General features: G+C 72.3%; 21 protein-coding genes. 13 read left to right on the top strand and 8 right to left on the bottom strand.

Annotated elements, in window-relative coordinates; translation table 11 throughout:
- Positions 1-2: 2 nt before the first annotated feature.
- Positions 3-311 (bottom strand): hypothetical protein, encoded by a 309-nt coding sequence (locus ND450_RS01750; RefSeq protein ID WP_253324406.1) that lies wholly within the window; start codon positions 309-311, stop codon positions 3-5.
- Positions 312-352: 41 nt separating this feature from the next.
- Here ND450_RS01750 and ND450_RS01745 point away from each other — a divergent pair, with 41 nt between their 5' ends.
- Genes ND450_RS01745 through ND450_RS01735 form a run of 3 tightly spaced genes read left to right on the top strand, consistent with a single transcriptional unit; the run spans position 353 to position 2887 of the window.
- Positions 353-1222: a helix-turn-helix transcriptional regulator gene (locus tag ND450_RS01745; protein WP_253324405.1), complete on the top strand. Its 870-nt coding sequence runs from the start codon at positions 353-355 to the stop codon at positions 1220-1222.
- On the top strand, positions 1219-2094 hold the full coding sequence (locus ND450_RS01740) for an aldo/keto reductase (protein ID WP_253324404.1): 876 nt from the start codon (positions 1219-1221) through the stop codon (positions 2092-2094). Before ND450_RS01745 ends, ND450_RS01740 begins: the two co-directional genes overlap by 4 nt.
- 16 nt (positions 2095-2110) lie before the next feature.
- A complete protein-coding gene (locus ND450_RS01735; RefSeq protein ID WP_253324403.1) occupies positions 2111-2887 on the top strand; it encodes an alpha/beta fold hydrolase in 777 nt (258 codons plus the stop codon).
- Positions 2888-2966: 79 nt separating this feature from the next.
- Here ND450_RS01735 and ND450_RS01730 read toward each other — a convergent pair whose 3' ends face one another.
- Positions 2967-4370, bottom strand: coding sequence for an MFS transporter (locus ND450_RS01730; RefSeq protein WP_253324402.1), 1404 nt, complete (start codon positions 4368-4370; stop codon positions 2967-2969).
- Positions 4371-4563: 193 nt separating this feature from the next.
- On the bottom strand, positions 4564-5604 hold the full coding sequence (locus ND450_RS01725) for an aldo/keto reductase (protein WP_253324401.1): 1041 nt from the start codon (positions 5602-5604) through the stop codon (positions 4564-4566).
- A 70-nt stretch (positions 5605-5674) separates the two neighbouring features.
- On the opposite strand from ND450_RS01725, the gene ND450_RS01720 reads away from it, so the two are divergent.
- A complete protein-coding gene (locus ND450_RS01720; RefSeq protein ID WP_253324400.1) occupies positions 5675-6211 on the top strand; it encodes a TetR/AcrR family transcriptional regulator in 537 nt (178 codons plus the stop codon).
- 40 nt (positions 6212-6251) lie between these two features.
- A complete protein-coding gene (locus ND450_RS01715) occupies positions 6252-6884 on the top strand; it encodes a TIGR03086 family metal-binding protein (protein ID WP_253324399.1) in 633 nt (210 codons plus the stop codon).
- Here ND450_RS01715 and ND450_RS01710 read toward each other — a convergent pair.
- Entirely contained in the window at positions 6845-7465 is a 621-nt protein-coding gene (locus tag ND450_RS01710) for a TetR/AcrR family transcriptional regulator (RefSeq protein ID WP_253324398.1), read from the bottom strand. The two genes, ND450_RS01715 and ND450_RS01710, sit on opposite strands and share 40 nt — an antisense overlap.
- 63 nt (positions 7466-7528) lie before the next feature.
- Positions 7529-8386 carry an oxidoreductase gene (locus tag ND450_RS01705; RefSeq protein WP_253324397.1) on the bottom strand — a complete coding sequence of 286 codons (858 nt, stop codon included), beginning with the start codon at positions 8384-8386 and terminating at the stop codon, positions 7529-7531.
- Between the two features lie 94 nt (positions 8387-8480).
- Between ND450_RS01705 and trpM the strand changes: the two genes are divergently transcribed.
- From trpM to trpA, 3 genes are read left to right on the top strand one after another with little or no spacing between them, the layout of a single operon-like run.
- Positions 8481-8669 carry a tryptophan biosynthesis modulator TrpM gene (gene trpM / locus ND450_RS45940; protein ID WP_089916167.1) on the top strand — a complete coding sequence of 63 codons (189 nt, stop codon included), beginning with the start codon at positions 8481-8483 and terminating at the stop codon, positions 8667-8669.
- Between the two features lie 60 nt (positions 8670-8729).
- Positions 8730-9956, top strand: coding sequence for a tryptophan synthase subunit beta (gene trpB, locus ND450_RS01700; RefSeq protein WP_253324396.1), 1227 nt, complete (start codon positions 8730-8732; stop codon positions 9954-9956).
- Positions 9953-10789, top strand: a complete 837-nt coding sequence (gene trpA, locus ND450_RS01695) for a tryptophan synthase subunit alpha (RefSeq protein WP_253324395.1) — start codon at positions 9953-9955, stop codon at positions 10787-10789. The genes trpB and trpA overlap by 4 nt, the downstream gene beginning before the upstream one ends.
- Here trpA and ND450_RS01690 read toward each other — a convergent pair.
- Positions 10747-11781 carry an acyl-CoA dehydrogenase family protein gene (locus ND450_RS01690; RefSeq protein ID WP_253324394.1) on the bottom strand — a complete coding sequence of 345 codons (1035 nt, stop codon included), beginning with the start codon at positions 11779-11781 and terminating at the stop codon, positions 10747-10749. The genes trpA and ND450_RS01690 overlap by 43 nt on opposite strands.
- 83 nt (positions 11782-11864) lie before the next feature.
- On the opposite strand from ND450_RS01690, the gene ND450_RS01685 reads away from it, so the two are divergent.
- The 4 genes from ND450_RS01685 to ND450_RS01670 are packed head-to-tail and all read left to right on the top strand — an operon-like array spanning position 11865 to position 15531.
- The gene (locus ND450_RS01685; RefSeq protein WP_253324393.1) at positions 11865-12761 is read left to right on the top strand and encodes an AraC family transcriptional regulator; all 897 of its coding nucleotides are present in this window, start codon (positions 11865-11867) and stop codon (positions 12759-12761) included.
- 60 nt (positions 12762-12821) lie between these two features.
- The gene (locus ND450_RS01680; RefSeq protein ID WP_253324392.1) at positions 12822-13754 is read left to right on the top strand and encodes a nucleoside hydrolase; all 933 of its coding nucleotides are present in this window, start codon (positions 12822-12824) and stop codon (positions 13752-13754) included.
- Between the two features lie 56 nt (positions 13755-13810).
- Positions 13811-14395 (top strand): TetR/AcrR family transcriptional regulator, encoded by a 585-nt coding sequence (locus ND450_RS01675; RefSeq protein ID WP_253324391.1) that lies wholly within the window; start codon positions 13811-13813, stop codon positions 14393-14395.
- Positions 14392-15531, top strand: coding sequence for a GDSL-type esterase/lipase family protein (locus ND450_RS01670; RefSeq protein ID WP_253324390.1), 1140 nt, complete (start codon positions 14392-14394; stop codon positions 15529-15531). The genes ND450_RS01675 and ND450_RS01670 overlap by 4 nt, the downstream gene beginning before the upstream one ends.
- An 88-nt stretch (positions 15532-15619) precedes the next feature.
- Here ND450_RS01670 and ND450_RS01665 read toward each other — a convergent pair whose 3' ends face one another.
- Both ND450_RS01665 and ND450_RS01660 read right to left on the bottom strand, forming a co-directional pair.
- Positions 15620-16210: a TetR/AcrR family transcriptional regulator gene (locus ND450_RS01665; RefSeq protein ID WP_253324389.1), complete on the bottom strand. Its 591-nt coding sequence runs from the start codon at positions 16208-16210 to the stop codon at positions 15620-15622.
- Between the two features lie 103 nt (positions 16211-16313).
- Positions 16314-17084, bottom strand: coding sequence for a helix-turn-helix domain-containing protein (locus ND450_RS01660; RefSeq protein WP_253324388.1), 771 nt, complete (start codon positions 17082-17084; stop codon positions 16314-16316).
- A 256-nt stretch (positions 17085-17340) separates the two neighbouring features.
- On the opposite strand from ND450_RS01660, the gene ND450_RS01655 reads away from it, so the two are divergent.
- Complete coding sequence (locus ND450_RS01655; RefSeq protein ID WP_253324387.1) at positions 17341-17856, top strand: hypothetical protein; 516 nt, start codon at positions 17341-17343, stop codon at positions 17854-17856.
- Positions 17857-17871: the final 15 nt, after the last annotated feature.

The following is a 17871-nucleotide window of genomic DNA, read 5'->3' as shown; positions in this document are numbered from 1 at the left end:
GGTCAGCGCGCGGCCATCACCCGCACGCCGGTGCCGGCCAGTTCCTGCGCCAGCGCCTCGCTGAACGACAGGACGAACGCCTTCGTGCCCGCGTAGACGGCTGCAACGCGTCGAACCTGACCTTCATGGCGGGCCAGCTCCTCGACCGCGGCCTGGTCGAGCGCACCGTCGACCGGGACGACCGGCGGTCCCGCGTGCTCGTCCTCACCGAGGAGGGCGTCCGGGTCCGCGCAGCGGTGCTGAGCGCGACGCTCGGCACCCGGCGAACCGGCGCTCCCTCCACAGTGGAGTGACCGGAAGGGGGGGTGCACCACACCCTTCCGCTCTCCCGCCCAACGCCTACGGTGGGTTCATGAAGCGCGAGAACGACCTGGGCGACTTCCTGCGGGCCCGGCGCGACGCGGTCACCCCCGCCGCCGCGGGACTGCCGGACGACGGCCACCGCCGGGTGCCGGGCCTGCGCCGCGACGAGGTCGCGTTGCTGGCCGGGGTCAGCACCGACTACTACACGCGGCTGGAACAGGGCAGGGAACGCCGTCCGTCCGAACAGGCCCTGCGCGCGATCGCCCAGGCGCTGCGCCTGAACGAGGCCGCCGCCGAGCACCTGTACCGGCTCGGCATGCCGGCACTGACGACGGAGACCGCGGCGGTGGCCGAGGTCGGCTCGGACCTGCGGCTGCTGATGGCGAACGTCCGGGACCTGCCCGCGTTCGTGGTCGGGCCCGCGCAGGACGTCCTCGCGGCCAACCCGATGGCCGAGGCGCTGTACTCCGGGTTCGCGCGTTTCGACAACCTGCTGCGGATGATCTTCCTGGATCCGTTCGCGCGCGAGTTCTACGTCGACTGGGACAAAGCCGCCGAGATCGCGGTGGGCAACCTGCGCGCGCAGTCCGCCACCTTCCCCGGCGACCGGCGCATCGAGGCCGTGCTGGGCTCGCTCAGCGCGCGCAGCCCGGCGTTCGCGTCGCTGTGGGCGCGCTACGAGATCCGCCCCCGGACCCACGAGGACAAGTGGTTCCGGCACCCCGGGGTGGGTCTGCTGCACCTGCACTTCGAGGCGCTGGCCGCGACCAGCGCGCCGGGACAGCACCTGTCCGTCTACACCGCCGAACCCGGCAGCGCCACCGAGGACGCCCTCGTGCTCCTGCGCCGGCTCGCCGAGCGAAGTGAAGTTTCGGCCTACACTGAAGTCACCGAGCAGACCGGGAGTACCGACCGATGACCGCCGGGACCTTCGAGATCGCGGGCAGGTCCGTCGCCCGGCTGGGCTTCGGCGCGATGCGGCTGACCGGCCTCGGCATCTGGGGTGAGCCCGAGGACCGGCGGGAGTGCGTCCGCGTCGTGCGCCGGGCGGTCGAGCTCGGTGTCCAGTTCATCGACACCGCCGACTCCTACGGCCCGCACGTCAGCGAGGAGATCATCCGCGAGGCGATCCACCCGTACCCCGCCGACGTCCTGATCGCGACGAAGGTGGGCCTGACCCGCAACGGGCCCGACGTGGTCGACACCCCGCGGGGCAGGGTCCGGCTGGGCCCGAAGGCGTGGCCTCCCGTGGGCAGGCCCGAGTACCTGCGCGCGCAGGTGCTGCTGAGCCTGCGGCGGCTGGGGCTCGACCAGATCGACCTGCTGCAGCTGCACCGGGTCGACCCGCAGGTCCCGCTCGAGGACCAGGTCGGCGAGCTGAAGGCGTTGCGGGACGAGGGGAAGGTCGTCGCGATCGGACTGTCGCAGGTGGACGTCGCGCAGATCGAGCGGGCCAGGGCCGTCGTCGAGATCAGCACGGTGCAGAACCGCTTCAACATCACCGAGCGCGACTCGGAGCCGGTGCTGGACCACTGCACCCGCCACGGGATCGGCTTCATCCCGTGGGCACCCGTCGCCCAGGGCGGCCTGGCGGCCGGCGACGTGGTCGACCGGATCGCGAAGGCCCACGACGCGACGCCCGCCCAGGTGGCCCTCGCGTGGCTGCTGGCCCGTTCCCCGGTGGTGCTGCCGATCCCCGGCACGTCGAAGGTGGCGCACCTGGAGGAGAACCTGGCCGCCGCGCGGATCCCACTGACCGCCGCCGAGGTCGACGACCTGTCCGCGGCCTGACTCGGAGGACAAGCAGTTGCTGCTCCCCCACGACGAACTCGGCAGCGGCCGGCCGGTGGTGCTGCTGCACGCCCGTCCCGCCGACAGGACGATGTGGCGGCGGCACCTGCCGCTGCTCGCCGCGGCGGGTTTCCGCGCGGTCGCCCTGGACCTGCCGGGACACGGTGCCGCCGTGCTGCCGGCACACCACACCGCCCCACCGGCCGACGACGTGCTGGAAACCTTGGGCCACCTCGGGATCGACCGGTTCGACATCGCGGGCAACTCACTCGGAGCGCTGGTGGCGCTGCAGATCGCGGCCGCCGCACCGGGCCGGGTGCGGTCGCTCGTCGCCATCGGCTACCGACGGCACGACCAGCCGCAGACCGACGGGTTCGCCGCGGCGCTGCGACGCGAACGGGGCAGGCTCGCCGCGGACGACCTCGACGGCGCCGTGCGGGCCGGTGTGCGGGCGTGGGTGTCGCCCGACGCGTCACCGGCGGTCAAGGAGCACGCCGCGACGATGATGCGCGGCAACCTGCACCTGCGCCGGGCGCACGGAGAACCGCCCCGCGCCGACGACCCGGACCCTCGGCGGCTGCGGCCGCTGGCCGGGCGGGTGCTGGTCGTGGTGGGAGCGCAGGACTTCCCGGACTTCGTCACCGGCGGGGAGGCGCTGCTCGAGGGCATGGGAGCGAGCGGCCTCGTGGTCGCGCCGGGCGCCGCGCACCTGGTGCCGCTCGACCAGCCGGAGTGGACGTGCGGGCTGCTGCAGGGTTTCCTGCGGCACAGCCAGGACCCGCGTGAGTCCTGACTGATCGGCGCAACGGATTCTCCCGTCACCAAGTCACGCGGGCCCAGGACCCACTCGTCCAGGACCCGCGTGCCTGCTCTCACGCCTCCGCGGGAGTGACGCGCTCGGCCCGCAGCGACAGCAGCGCGGAGATGGACAACAGCACCGCGATGATGACCGACACCGCGGCGATCGCGCGGGTCGACCCGTGCGCACCGGCCACCGCGTAGAAGGTGCCGCCGATGACCGCGACCGACAGCGCGGCGCTGATCTGGAGGGTCGCGCTGACCAGACCGCTCGCGAGGCCCGCGAACGCGCGCGGGACGAGGGTGACCGTGAGGCGAATGAGCGACGGCAGGGCGAGCCCCTGGCCGAACCCGATGAGCGCCAGGGGTGCGGCGGCCCACGGGGTCTGGCCCAGCGCGGTGACGAGCCCCGCGAACGCGAGGAAGCCGATGGTCTCGAGGACCAGGCCGGCCGCGGCGATCCCCCGCGGCACGAACCGCACGAGGTGCGGCACGACCAGCGGTCCGATCAGGAAGCCGATGCCCAGCGGCAGGATGTCGAGGCTCGCCTGCACCAGCGTGCGCCCAACGGCCTGCTCGTGTTCCGAGAACACGAGGAAGAACCCGGCGATCGAGTAGAACAGGGCGACCGACACCAGCGCGATCCGCACTCCGGGCGCGGTGACCGCCTTGGGCGGCACCAGCGGCATGACGCGAGCGCGTGAGCCACTGGCACCGAGGGCGGATTCGTGCCGCCAGAACCGGATCAGCACGCCGGCGGCCGCGACGAGCGACACCAGGCACCACAGGGGCCAGCCCAGATCGGGACCCTCGACCAGCGGGACGACGATCCCGGCGAGACCGGTGAGCAGCAGCAGGGCGCCGGTCCGGTCGAGCCGCTGCGCACCCCCGCTGTGCGGGTCGCGCAGGAAGAAGCCGCCCAGCAGGGCCAGCGCGGCGACGGGGAGGTTGACGAGGAAGATCGCCCGCCAGCCCAGGCCCCCGATGTCGGCGGTGACGAGGAGTCCGCCCAGGGACTGGCCGATGACGGCGGCGAGCCCGAAGGTGGCGCCGTGCAGGCCGAGGGCGATCCGCTGGTCACGACCGTCGAGGGCGGCGCGGATGAGCGCGAGTGACTGCGGCGCCATCAGGGCGGCGGTGACGCCCTGCAGGACGCGCCCGGCCAGGAGCGTCCAGGGTCCGGTGGCCACGCCGCACAGCAGTGAGGCGAGCGCGAACCCGACCAGACCGACGAGGAAGACCCGCCGCCGTCCGTGCAGATCTCCCAGCCGGCCGCCGAGAGTGAGCATCACCGCGTAGGTGGCGGCGTAACTGGCGACGATCTGCCGGCCGAGGGTGTCCCCGCCGCCGAGGTCGTGCTGGATCGACGGGATGGCGAGGTTGACGATGAAGAAGTCCAGCGGCGGCAACAGCGTGCCGGCCAGCAGCGTGACCACTCCGGCCCACGTGCGGGCCTGCGTCCTGGTTGTCGAAGTCATTGCGCGGCCTTGCTTTCGGCGTGTGCGTCGGTGTGACGGGCGTGTGCCCGCCGCGAAGGGGCCGTCCTCGCCGGCTCCGGAGTGCGTTCACCGCACCCGTGCTGTGCGAGGACTGGTCATGACACCGACGGTATGGACGCTTCGACCCGCGTGGGAGGGCGCAGTGCCCCCACCCGGTGCGTCGCCGGCCTGGTCAGGCCACGGGCACCGGCGGGGCGTCGAGGAGGCTCCGCTCGCCGTCGACGCCGTGGGCCAGCGCGCCCGCCACGTCCTCGTGGGGTGTACCGAGCCGGATCGCGGCGGCCTCGTCCAGCAACCGGTAGTGGTCGTGACCCAGGTCGACGGACAGCGCGTCGAGGTATCCCTCCAGGTGAGCCGGCGTGCGGGGGCCGACGATGGGGATCATCGAGGTCCGCGTGCGGGCGGCGCGCTGCCGCAACCAGGCCAGCGCCACCTGCACCGGGCCTGTGCCCACCTCCTCGGCGACGGCGAGGACGGCGTCGAGCACGGCGTCCCGCCGGGCGTCGCCCTCCACGCCCCTGGCGGTGAGCCGTCCCTGCTCACCGCGCCGGTACTTGCCGGTCAGCAGGCCGCCCGCCAGCGGGGAGTACAGGACGACGCCGAGCCCGTGGGCGTCCGCCATCGGGATCAGCTCACGCTCGGCGGAGCGCTCGGCCAGGCTGTACTCGGTCTGGATGCCCACGAGCGGCGGACCCCCGGCGAGCTCCGCCCTCACCGCGGCGCCCGCGACCCGCCAGGCGGGGAAGTTCGACAGGCCGCCGTAACGGATCTTGCCCGCGCGGACCAGGTCCTCGAAGCCCGCCAGGATCTCCGCGATCGGCGTCACGCCGTCGGGGAAGTGCGGCATGAAGACGTCGACGTGATTCGTCCTCAGGCGCCGCAGGCTCTCCTCGACCGAGCGGATCATGGTCTTGCGGCTGTTGCCGGTGGTGCCCGGCCGGACGCGGTCCTGCCTGCTGCCGCTGTACTTCGTGATCACCACGAAGTCGTCGCGGTCGCGGCCGAGGAACTCGCCGAGCAGCGTCTCCGCCTCGCCGTTCTGGTAGATGTTCGACGTGTCGAACGTGGTGCCGCCGGCGGCGACGAAGGCCTCGAAGACCGCCTTCGCCCCGTCCACGCCCGCGGCGCCCGGCGCGGACCCGAATCCGGCCGTGCCCAGCACGTACTCCGAGACCCGCAACCCGCTGTTCCGCCCGAAGGCCTGGTAGCGCACGGAGATCCTCCTGATGACTCGCCATGGGGTACGGTCGTGACGCTACTACAAAAACGAATGGTCGTTCTTTATGCCGAAGGTCACCCAGGCCCACCTCGACGCACGCCGTCAGCAGATCATCGACGCGGCCCGTGCCCGGTTCGCGAGCCACGGCTTCGCGCGGACCTCCATGCCCGACCTCGTCGAGGCCTCGGGGCTGTCCACCGGGGCGATCTACCGCTACTTCAAGAGCAAGGACCAGATCGTCGCCGCCATCTGCGAGCAGACGAGCGACACCCTGCCCGGCGAGCTCACGGCCGCCTCGGTCCTCGACTTCCTCAAGGACGTGCGCACGGCGGCGCGGGAGCACGACCACGCCCGGCTGGTCGCCCAGATCTACGCCGAGGCCGCCGTCTCTCCCGCGCTCGCCGCCGTCGTCCGGCAGCAGCTCGACGACCTGCGCGCCGCGGTCGCCACCCTGTTGCCAGGCAGGTCGGCGGAGGACGCGGCACGGATCGCCGAGGCGTTCGTGGCTCTGTGCAACGGTTATGCGAACCAGCTGGCCGTGCGCGGCGACGTCGACCCCGGCCCGTTCGCGGCGGCCCTGACCGCCGTCATCGAGTCCTGACCTGTGTAGAGTGGTCGTTACATACAGGAGAGGACGGGCCTTGTCCGAGCACGGGAACCCGCTGAAGGTCTACGAGGAGTCGCTCCGGACGTTCGACCGGCTGGTGCACCGGATCCGCGACGACCAGTGGGACGCCTCCACGCCGTGCACCGAGTGGAGCGTGCGGGACGTGGTCAACCACCTCGTCTCCGAAGCGCTGTGGGTGCCGCACGTGCTCGCCGGCCAGACCATGGCCGCGGTGGGTGACCGCTACGACGGCGACGTGCTCGGGGACGACCCGGTCGGCGCCTGGGAACGGGCCTCCGCGGCGGCGCACGCGGCCTGGACGGTGCCCGGCGCGACGACGTGGACCGTGCACCTCTCCTTCGGGGAGACGCCCGCGGTCCACTACTGCTGGCAGATGGCGTGCGACCTGGCCCTGCACGCGTGGGACGTCGCCAGCGGGATCGGTGCGGCGCAACCGATCCCCGAACCCGTCGCGGAGGTGCTGGTGAACGTGACGGCGTCCCGGCTGCGTTCCGTGCAGGGCAGCGCCATCATCGGGCCCGGTGTGCCCGTGCCGGACGACGCCCCGGCGGTCGACCGGCTGCTCGGGTTCGCCGGCCGCGATCCGCGCGACGGCGTCCGCCCGGCTCAGGAATCGAGTCCGGCCACGCGCAGCCACACGACCTGACAGGTCTCGCACGCCTCGTCGAGCGCCTCGGGGGACACCGCCGAGGCGTGGTAGAAGCTCCGTTCGACCATCCAGCACAGCGCCCGCGCGAGGGCCTGCGCCCCGTCCGGCCCCTCGTGCGCCGCGACGCCCGCCCGCACCAGGATCTTCGCGATGGCGTCGATGAAGATGTCCGCCGTCTCCTGCCACAGGGCGCTCAGCTCGGGAATCGCCGGGGACTGGTCGATCGCGACGCGCATGATGAGACCGTGCTCGTGCCAGCGGTCCCTGGTGCGCCTCATGACCGTCGCGATCGCCTCCCGCGGCGCCGCCGGGTCGTCCGCCGCCGCGCGCGACTTCTCCCGCAGCGCCTCGACGGTCCTCGCGAAGAGGGCGACCAGCGCCTCCTGCTTGGAGTTGAAGTAGAAGTACATCGAGCCGCGGGAGAGCCCCGCGCGTTCGGCTATGTCCGCGGTCGTGAGCGCGTCGAAACCCTTGACCGCCAGCAGGTCCCCGAGGACCTCGAGGATCTTGAGCTCGCGCAGGTCCCCTTTGGACGGTGCGGCGGAACGGCGGCGGCCCGCCCTGACCGACTCGGGCATCGCCCGTCCACCTCCGCAAGTCATCGGGCACCACCGCGGCCCCCTGTCCAGGATGTCACGCGGTCAGTTCGACGCGATCTGGTGGCCGTCCGGGAAGTCCGTCGACCGGGAGAGCTCCTCCCACGCCTCGATGTCCGCGGTCACCGCCGCCCGGCCGTTCGCCACGAGCCTCAGCGCGTCCGAGCCGAGCACGAGGTGCACCGGCGGCTTCTCCGCGTCGAGCACCGCGAGCACGGCCTCGGCGGCCTTCTGGGGATTGCCCAGCTGGTTGCCGCTGGCGGCCTGCCTGGCCTCGCGGATCGGCCCGAAGAACTCGTCGTAGTCGGCGATCGACCGCTCGCTGCGGACCATCGAGCGACCTGCCCAGGCCGTGCGGAACGAGCCGGGCTCGATGATCGTCACCTTGACCCCGAGACCCGCGACCTCCTTGGCCAGCGACTCCATCATGCCCACCACCGCGTACTTGCTGCCGCAGTAGTAGGACAGGCCGGGAACGGACATCAGCCCGCCCATCGAGCTCACGGCGAGGATGTGGCCCGAACGCCGCTTGCGCATGCCGGGCAGCACCGCGTGGACGGTGGCGGCGACACCGAACACGTTGGCCTCGAACTGCGCGCGCAGCTCGGCCATCGAGGACTCCTCGAACACGCCCTCGTGGCCGTAGCCGGCGTTCGCGATCAGCACGTCGATCGGGCCGACGGTCTTCTCGACCTCTCCCACGACGGAGAAGACGGCCTCGTCGTCGGTCACGTCCATCTGCCGTGCGTGGGCACGCCCTGGGGCCAGGGCCTCGAAATCGGCGAGGTCACCGGCCCTGCGCACGGTGCCGACGACGGTGTGGCCGGCCGCCAGCGCGCCCTGCGCGAAGGCCCTGCCGAGCCCGCTGCTCACCCCGGTGATCAGAAACGTTCGTGTGGTCATGCACTGAAATCTACACCGTGCAGATAAAAATCTGCACAGTGTCGACTATCTCGCCCGTCACACCCGGCGGGGGCAACGCGCTTGCCGGAACAGCGTGGGAACGGGTAAACCTGGCACCGTGCCCCTCACCGTCCGTCTCGCCCGTGGCCGTCGGCCGCGTGGCTGCCGCGCGCCCGCACGGCGCGTGCTGGGACGCAGGGTGCGGTACGTGATCGGCTCCGAGGCGGGCCAGGTCAACGGGATGCGATGGCGTCGTGCGCCGCGCGTCGCGCGGGATCGCTGACTCCCAGACCACTCACGACACCACCCGGGACCGACGGTTCCGGGTCAGGAGCACATCGCCATGGAGCACGACTTCTTCTTCCCGGCCGCCCCGGGAAGCCTTCCCAGCGGTGACGGGTACTTCGGCGCGTTCGGCGGCCGGTTCGTCCCGCAGGCGCTCGTCGCCGCCATCGACCAGGTCGCCGCCGAGTACGAGCGGGCCAAGGCCGATCCCGCGTTCGTCGCGCGGTTCGAGGACCTCCTCGCCCACTACGTCGGCCGGCCGAGCGCGCTGACCGAGGCACCCCGGTTCGCCGGGCACGCCGGGGGCGCGCGGATCTTCCTCAAGCGCGAGGACCTCAACCACACCGGCTCGCACAAGGTGAACAACGCGCTGGGCCAGGCACTTCTGGCCCAGCGGATGGGCAAGACCCGGGTCATCGCCGAGACCGGCGCCGGTTCGCACGGCGTCGCGACCGCCACCGCGTGCGCGCTGACCGGCCTCTCCTGCACCGTCTACATGGGAGAGACGGACATGCGCCGCCAGGCGGTCAACGTGGCGCGGATGGAACTCCTGGGCGCCGAGGTCGTCCCGGTGACGTCCGGCTCCCGCACCCTCAAGGACGCCATCAACGAGACGTTCCGCGACTGGGTCGCGCGCACCGGGGACACGCACTACCTGTTCGGCACGGTCGCCGGGCCGCACCCGTTCCCCGCCATGATCCGCGACTTCCAGCGCGTCATCGGCGTCGAGGCCCGCCGCCAGCTCCTCGAACGGACCGGGCGGCTGCCCGACGCGGCGATCGCCTGCGTCGGCGGCGGGTCCAACGCGATCGGCCTGTTCCACGCGTTCCTCGACGACCCGGTGCGCCTGATCGGGTGCGAGGCCGCCGGGCGCGGGGTCGGGAGCGGCGAGCACGCGGCGTCGCTGACGGCCGGTGAACCGGGAGTGCTGCACGGCTCCCGTTCCTACGTCCTGCAGGACGACGAGGGCCAGATCGTCGAGGCCTGGTCGATCTCGGCCGGGCTCGACTACCCCGGCGTCGGACCGGAGCACGCGCACCTGCACACCTCCGGCCGCGCGGAGTACCGCCCGGTCACCGACGACGAGGCGATGCACGCGTTCCGGCTGCTCGCCACAACGGAGGGCATCGTCCCCGCGATCGAGAGCGCGCACGCGCTGGCGGGCGCGCTCCAGGTCGGCGCCGAACTCGGCCCGGACGCGCTCGTCCTCGTGAACCTGTCCGGCCGCGGCGACAAGGACATGGACACGGCGACCGCCCACTTCGGACTGGAGGCCGCGCGATGAGCGGGAACCTGCGGCTCCTCACGGACACGCTCGCGCGGGCACGACGGGAAGACCGAGCCGCGCTCGTCACCTACCTGCCGGCCGGTTTTCCCACGGTGGACGGGGGAATCGACGCGATCCTCGCCACCGTCGACGCCGGCGCGGACGTCGTCGAGGTCGGCCTGCCGCACAGCGACCCGGTGCTGGACGGCCCGGTCATCCAGACGGCGGACGACATCGCGTTGCGCGGCGGGGTGCGGATCGCGGACGTGCTGCGCACGGTGCGGGAGGTCCACGCCGCCACGGGCACACCGGTGCTGGTGATGTCGTACTGGAACCCGGTGTCCCGCTACGGCGTCGAGCGGTTCGCGCGGGAGCTCGCCGCCGCGGGTGGCGCGGGCTGCGTGCTGCCGGACCTCCCGGTGGCGGAGTCCGCGCAGTGGCGGCGGCAGGCCGCGGAGCACGACCTGGCCACCGTGTTCGTGGTCGCGCCCAGCAGCACGGACGAGCACCTCGCGGAGACGGTGGCGGCCGGGACCGGCTTCGTCTACGCGTCCGCGCTGATGGGCGTCACCGGCGCGCGCGAGTCGGTGGACGAGGCCGCCGCGGTGCTGACCCGCCGGCTGCGCGCGCTCACCGACCTGCCGGTCTGCGTCGGCATGGGCGTCGCGAACGCCGGGCAGGCAGCGGACGTCGCCGCGTTCGCCGACGGTGTCATCGTCGGATCCGCTCTGGTGGCAACGCTTCTGGACGGCGACCGGGACGCGCTCACCCGGCTCACCGCGGAGCTGGCCGCCGGCGTCCGGCCGGGCTACCCCGCCAGTGCCGTGCCGAGGTTCTCGACCGCCAGGTAGGGGTTGAGGTGCGGGTGCCGGCTGCCGACGGCGACGTCCCGCCAGAAGCGCTGCAGCGGGTTCGCCCGGTCGAACCCGCTCGCGCCGTGCAGGTCGAGCATCCGCTCCACGGCCGTGCGGCAGTCCTGCCCCGCCTCCGCGAGGACCTTGCGCAGGCGGGGCACGTCCACAGGGGACAGTTCGGCGGAGTCCGCCTCGCGGGCCACCGCGAGCATGGCGTGCTCGGCGCGGTCCACGAGGTAGCTGGCCTCGGCCAGCCAGTGCCGGGCTCCCGCCGACTCCCCCATGCGCGTGTACGCGGTCATGAACGGCTTGCGGTCCGAGGCGAACATGGCGGTCACGGCGTCGAGCGCTCCCCTCGCGGCGCCCACGACCGGGCCGAGGACCGTGATGGCGAACAGCATCATGTCGTTCGGGGTGAACGGCGCCGCCCCGGCGATCCGCTCGGCCGGCACCAGGACGTCGTCGGCGATGAGGGTGTGGCTGCCGGTGCCGCGCATGCCGGCCGCGGTCCAGGTCCGTTCGACGACGAGCTCGGCCGTGGGCACCAGCGCGAAGGAGAACGCGTCGTCGATCATCACCGCGAGCCCGGCCCACTCCGCGTCCTCGCAACCGGAGACGTTCGGCCAGCGCCCGGTGACGCGCACGCCCTCAGGCACCCGCTCACCGCGGGCGCCGGGCACCCCCGACCCGCAGAAGAGCGCGTCCGGGTCGGCGAAGAACTCAGGCTTCCCGGCCCGGTCGAAGACACCGCCGGCGAGCGTCTTGCTCGTCACGCAGGTGCCGGCCACCCACGCGCTGGACGGACAGGCACGCCCCAGTTCCGCCAACCGGTGCGCGATCGTTTCCGCACCGGCCCACGCACCACCGTGCGCCTGCGGCGTGCGCAACGCGAACACGCCGTTCTCCCGCAACGCGGCCAGCCCTTCCGGGGCGGGCCGCTCGTTCTTCTCGACTTCTGCGGCATGCGCGCGCAGGACCTCGTTGATCACCTGATCGACTCAAGCACCGTGCCCGCGCCCCGTGCCATGCGCGAACGCCACCGGTTCATGCGCGCTTCACTACGATCGCCGGTGTGGACCTGATCAGCGAGGTGATCCGCACCGTCCGGGTAGGAGACGCGCGAGCGCGCCTGATCAGGCAGGACGCCCCGGGCGTCCGGTTCCCCGCGTTCGCCGGCAGCGGGTTCCACGTCCTGCTGCACGGCGTCTGCTGGCTCGTCGGCGACGGCGATCCCGTGTTCCTGCGCCCCGGCGACATCGTGCTCACGACGGCCGGCGGCGCGCACGGCCTCAGCGAGACCCCGTGCGACCTGGCGGACCTGCCGCTCATCGAGATGGGCGACCTCCCGCCGAGCCCCGGCCCGGCGTCGTTCGAGTTCCTGTGCGGCAACTACCGGCTCGACCACGCCCGCACACCCCGCTACCTCCGCACGCTGCCCGGCCTCATCGCCGTGTCCCCGGACGAGGAACGCCACCCGGAGACCCGCGCGGTCATCTCTCTGCTCGCCGCGCACGTCACCAAGCCGCAACCGGGCTCCGCCGCCACCCTGCGCGCGTTGCTGGACCTGGTCCTCGTGCACGTCCTGCGCCAGTGGCACGAGCAGAACACCACCGGGACCTGGCCGGAGGTCTCCCACCCCGGCGTCGCCGCGGCACTGCGCGAGATCCACGAGAACCCGCACCACCCGTGGACCGTGGGCCGCCTGAGCGAGGCCGCCGGAATGCCCAGGGCGGCGTTCTCGCGACTCTTCACCGCCGGGGTCGGCGAGGCCCCGATGACCTACCTCACCGGGTGGCGGCTCAGCCGCGCCGCCCAGCTGCTGCGGGAGACCGACGCGTCGCTGGCGCGGATCGCGCCGCAGGTGGGGTACTCGACGGAGTTCGCGCTGTCGGCGGCGTTCCGCCGGGAGTACGGGGTGTCGCCGGGGCGGTTCCGGTCGGCTGCGGTAGAGCGGACCGCGGACACCTGAGGCGCGCTTGGGTGAGACGAACCCGGTGGAGACGATTCCACTCGTCTACCGTGGAGCGCCATGCCGACTCCCGTCATCCTCGACTGCGACCCCGGACACGACGACGTCTTCGCCCTCTGGCTGGCCGCGGGCGACCCGGCGATCACCCTGCTCGGCGTCACGACCGTCGGGGGAAACGGCCGCCTGGAGCACACGACGTTCAACGCGCGGGTCGCGCTGACCGTCGCCGGTGTCGAGGGCGTGCCGGTGGCCGCGGGTGCCGACAGGCCGTTGCGGCGCGAGCTCACGCCGGCGACCTGGATCCACGGCGACAACGCGCTCGGCGGTCCCGAACTGCCCGAGCCGGCGGTGCCGCCGGACGGGCGCGGGGCGATCGAGCTGATCTCGGACCTGCTGGAGGCGTCGCCGGAGCCCGTCACGCTGATCCCGACCGGGCCGCTCACCAACATCGCGATGCTGCTCGAGCAGCGGCCCGACCTCCGCGGCAGGATCAAGGAGATCATCTGGATGGGCGGCTCGACGGGGCGCGGCAACGTCGGCGCCTACCCCGAGTTCAACGCCTGGGTGGACCCCGAGGCCGCCGACCTGGTGTTCAAGTCCGGGCTGCCGCTCACGATGGTCGGCCTCAACATCTCGCACCAGGCCCTGATCACCGAGCAGGTGATCGAGTCGATCGGCGCGATCGGCAACGAGACCAGCGCGTTCGGGGTGGAGCTGCTCCGCTTCTTCTGCAGCACCTACGAGGCGGTCGAGAACATGCCCGAGGGGCCGTTGCACGACCCGATCACGGTGGCGATCGCCATCGACCGGACCGTCGCGACGGTGCGACGCAGCCACGTCGACGTCGAGACGAAGGGCGAGTTCACGTCCGGCGCCACGGCGGTCGACCTGCACGACATGCTCGGCAAGGAGCCGAACGCCGACATCGCGCTCACCTTGGACGTGCCGAAGTTCTGGCGGCTGATCCGCGAGGCCGTCGCGAACCTGAAGTGAGCCGCATCGTCCCCTATGGACAGTAGGTTATGGCCTACATGCTGTAGGATGCGGTCATGCGCCCTCCATTAAGTGCCGCCGTCGTGATCGCCGACGCCGCGGCCCTCGCGGACGAGGCGGGGTTCGAGAAGGTGACCCTGTCCGCCGTCGCCCGGCGTCTCGGCGTGCAGGCGCCCAGCCTGTACTCGCACGTCCGCGACCTGGAAGCGTTGCGGGACGGCATGACCGCGCTCGCACTCGGCGAGCTCGCCGGCCTCGTCGCGGCGGCGATCGCCGGACGTTCGGGCCTCGACGCGTTGCGCGCGTACGCGGCGGTGTACCGGGCGTACGCGCAGGAGTCGCCGGGACGCTGGCAGTCGTTGCAGCGCCGCGCGGGCGAGGCCGTCGTGCGCTCGGACGCCGCGCGGAACATGTCCACGCAGGCGGGCGCGGTGCTGAGGGGTTACCCGGTGCCGCAGGACGAGCACGTGCACGCCGTGCGGTTGCTGGGCAGCACGATCAACGGGTTCCTGGCCCTCGAGCGCACCGGCAACTTCGACCACAGCTCCCCCGCGCCCGACGTGTCGTGGGACAGGACCGTGATCGCTCTCGACGCACTGCTGCGGGCCTGGCCCGCGCACTCCGGAACGGACAGCTCATGATCACCACCCCCTTGACCGACGCGCTCGTGCGCGGCGCCGCCGAACTGGAGGACACCGGCCGCGGCCTGCGGCCGCACCGCCTGCCAAGCCGGGTGCGCACACTGTTCCCCGACCCCCAGCTGATGGCCGCGGAGAGCCAGCCGTCGGGCGTGCGCGTGGTGATGACGACCGAGGCGCGCACCGTCGAACTGGACCTTCACCCGACCCGCGTCTCGTACCGGGGCACCTCGCGCCCGCGCGGCAGCGTCGACCTCGTCGTGGACGGCATGTTGGTCGCCGGCACCCGGCTCGACGGCGGCGACCACGTGGAGATCGACCTCGCCACCGGCACCTCGGAGTTCCACGCGGGGCAGGCGACCACCGTCCGGTTCGACGACCTTCCCGGCGGCGACAAGCTCGTCGAGATCTGGTTGCCCCACAACGAAGGCGTGGAGGTCGTCGCACTGCGCACGGACGCGCCGGTGCACCCCGTCGCGGCGGAGAAGCGGATCTGGGTGCACCACGGCAGTTCGATCAGCCACGGTTCGAACGCGACCTCGCCGACCAGGATCTGGCCCGTGGTAGCGGCCCGCCTGGGCGACGTCGAACTGCACAACCTCGGCTTCGGCGGCAGCGCCCTCGCCGACCAGTTCGTCGCCCGCGTGATCCGCGACCGGCCGGCGGACCTGATCAGCGTGAAGCTCGGCATCAACGTGGTGAACCTGGACGCGATGCGCCTGCGCGCCTTCGTGCCCGCCGTGCACGGCTTCCTCGACACGATCCGCGACGGCCACCCGGACACGCCGCTGCTGCTGGTGTCACCGATCTTCTGCGGCACGCACGAGGACACGCCGGGCCCCGGCAAGATGCACACCGACGCCGCCGGCACCGTGACGTTCGCGGCCTCGGGCCCACACGGCCCGGCACCGCAGCTGACCCTGCGGATCATCCGCGACGCGTTGCGGTCGCTGGCCGAGCGGCGGGCGGACGACCCGAACCTGCACCACCTCGACGGGCTGCGGCTCTACGGGGAGCAGGACGCCGTCACGCACCCGCTGCCCGACGCGCTGCACCCGGACACGGCGACGCACGGGTTGATCGGGGAGCGGTTCGCTCGGTACGCGTTCGGGGCGGGTGGGCCGTTCGCGGCGCGGTGAGGTGAGGGATGGCGGTGAGGGTGCGGCGAGAGAGCCGCACCACCCCGCCGCTCATAGCGGCGCCCCGCCGACCACCCACCGGCAGCCCCTAAGACTCGGCGCCCGACCGGTAGGTCAGCAGCCCCTCGACACCGGCGAGGAACGTCGCCCCCACCGCCGCCGGGTCCGTCAGGCACCCCGCCGCCATGGCCCCGTCGCGCAGCATGACGAAGTGCCGGGCGGCGGCCGCGGCCGACTTCTCCTCGATCTGCGCGAACAGGTCGGTGATGGTCTGCAGGAACCACGCGCGGTGCTCGAGGACGGCGTTCAGCACGGGGTGCGCGGGGTCGGGGAACTCCGCCGCGGCGTTGAGGAAGGCGCAGCCCCGGAAGCCGACGGACTCTATGCCCGCGGCGATGCCCTGGGCGACGGCCCGCAGCGCCTGGTCGGCGGGGAGGCCGCTCCCGAGGGCCTGCTCGACCTGGTCGCGGTCCATCTGGGCGACGGTCTGGAGGTAGGCGACGACCAGGTCGTCCTTGCTGGCGAAGTGCCGGTACAGGGTCGCGCGGGTCACCTTGGCCTCGGCGACGATCCTGTCGATCCCGACGGAGTGGAGGCCCTCCGAGTAGAAGATCCGGGTCGCCGTGGAGAGCAGGCGCGACCGCGCTTCGGAGACCTGACCTCGAACGTTGTGCACCATTGGCGCAATGGTAGCAGATAGAACGGTCAGTCTACAGGGTTCGCCTCCGCGCTGAGGTGCCCTGCCGACCGGGTGCTCGACCGCCGTGGAGCACCGTCTCAGGTCACGCCGCGGGCACTGCCGTCGTGGCGCGCCTGCGGTGTGCGGTGAGGATGACGCCGCAGGTGTGGGCCGCCGAACGCAGGCGTGTCGTCAGCGACTCCAGGCGTGCGGGCGACGCCGGTACCAGTGCGGACAACGCGGCCGCGGCGCGGCGGTCCGCGTCGAGGATCGGCACCACGACGGTGCTGAAGCCGAGGGTGCCCGCCACGGGCTCCACGGCGACGCCCTGGGTCTTGACGCGGTCGAGGTGGAGGCGGGCCAGGTCGCCGATGCCCTCCTCGCACCTGGAGGCGCCGAACGCCAGCAGCACGCTGCCCGCCACGCTGCGGTGCGCCGGCACGTCGTCGGGGAACGCCTGCGCGAGAACGCCTTGCCGCATGCCGTGCACCTTCTCGACGCACCGCACCAGCCCTCCCTCCACCACAGACAGCGACACCGGGGCGCCGGTCGCCTGGTGGAAGTCGACCAGGCACGGGAGCAGCAGGGTGCGCAGCGCGGTGACCGACCGCGTCACGGCGGAGCTGCCGAGCCGCGCGGCCTGGTCGCTGAGCTGGTAACCCGACGGCAACTGGTGGACGAAACCGGCGTCCACGAGAACTCTCAAAACGCGATGAACCGTCGACTTCGGGAACGACAGCCTGCGCGCCAACTGCGAAACGCCCACCACTTCCGTCCTGCTCTCGAAAGCCCCGAGCAGCAGCAGCGCTTTCGCCGCCGCGCCCACCTGGGGCAGATCAGCTTGATCGTTTGAAACACGCGTGAGCTCGTGCACGGTATCGACCTCCGCCAGCGATACGTGAGGAATTGCAGCGAGCGTAGGAGCGTTTCCCGGGGGCCTCCCTAGGGCAATCCCCTAATCCTCGTCGTGACCGGTTCCGGTGGTCGGGTGAATTAGTCCAGGCGGGGGACATCCGGGGCTGATCGTCGACCGCCCCGCTCCCGGGTGCTAGCGTGGCCAGCTGATCTGACCAGGGATAACACACCGAACCGCCCCCGCTTCGGTGCGGGCATTGGAGCGACGACGTGCGATGTCAGCCACCATCGCCGGGCCCTCTGGCACACCTGGTTCCGACATGACGCGACAAGAGTCGCTTCTGCAGCAAGTGCTCGACAGCGTGAAGGCGTCCGCGGTCCTGATGATCTCCAATCCTTCCTGCGATGATTTGGGCCGGTGCGCGGACGATCTCGAACACTCCGTCAAACTGCTGGAATCACTGGAAGCGAGTTCCGCCGCGCCCCAGCAGGAACCGGGCGGAACGTTCGGAACCATTCAACATCGCCTTCACGACGCGAACTCCGCCGAGTTCCTCGTGTTCCGCGAACTGCAATGCGCTCTGGGCCTCTCCGCCGACCGCAGTGGCGCGTTGTTCGACGCCATCAACGTGTTGGTGGCGGACCGCGGGGGCTCGCTCGGCGACGTCCTCGCGGGGAAGTTCGAGTGCGAGCCGCTGCAGCGCGTCTCGGCGGCCGCGCTGAACCTGGCCGAGGTGGCGTGGCGCTGTCACACCGACCACCTGCGCGCCTCGCCGCCGAACTGGATCTGACGACCCCTACAGCGT

The sequence above is a fragment of the Lentzea sp. HUAS12 genome, assembly GCF_024125735.1.
Taxonomy (GTDB): Bacteria; Actinomycetota; Actinomycetes; order Mycobacteriales; family Pseudonocardiaceae; genus Lentzea; species Lentzea albida.
This window is presented reverse-complemented; position numbering and strand designations above follow the sequence as displayed.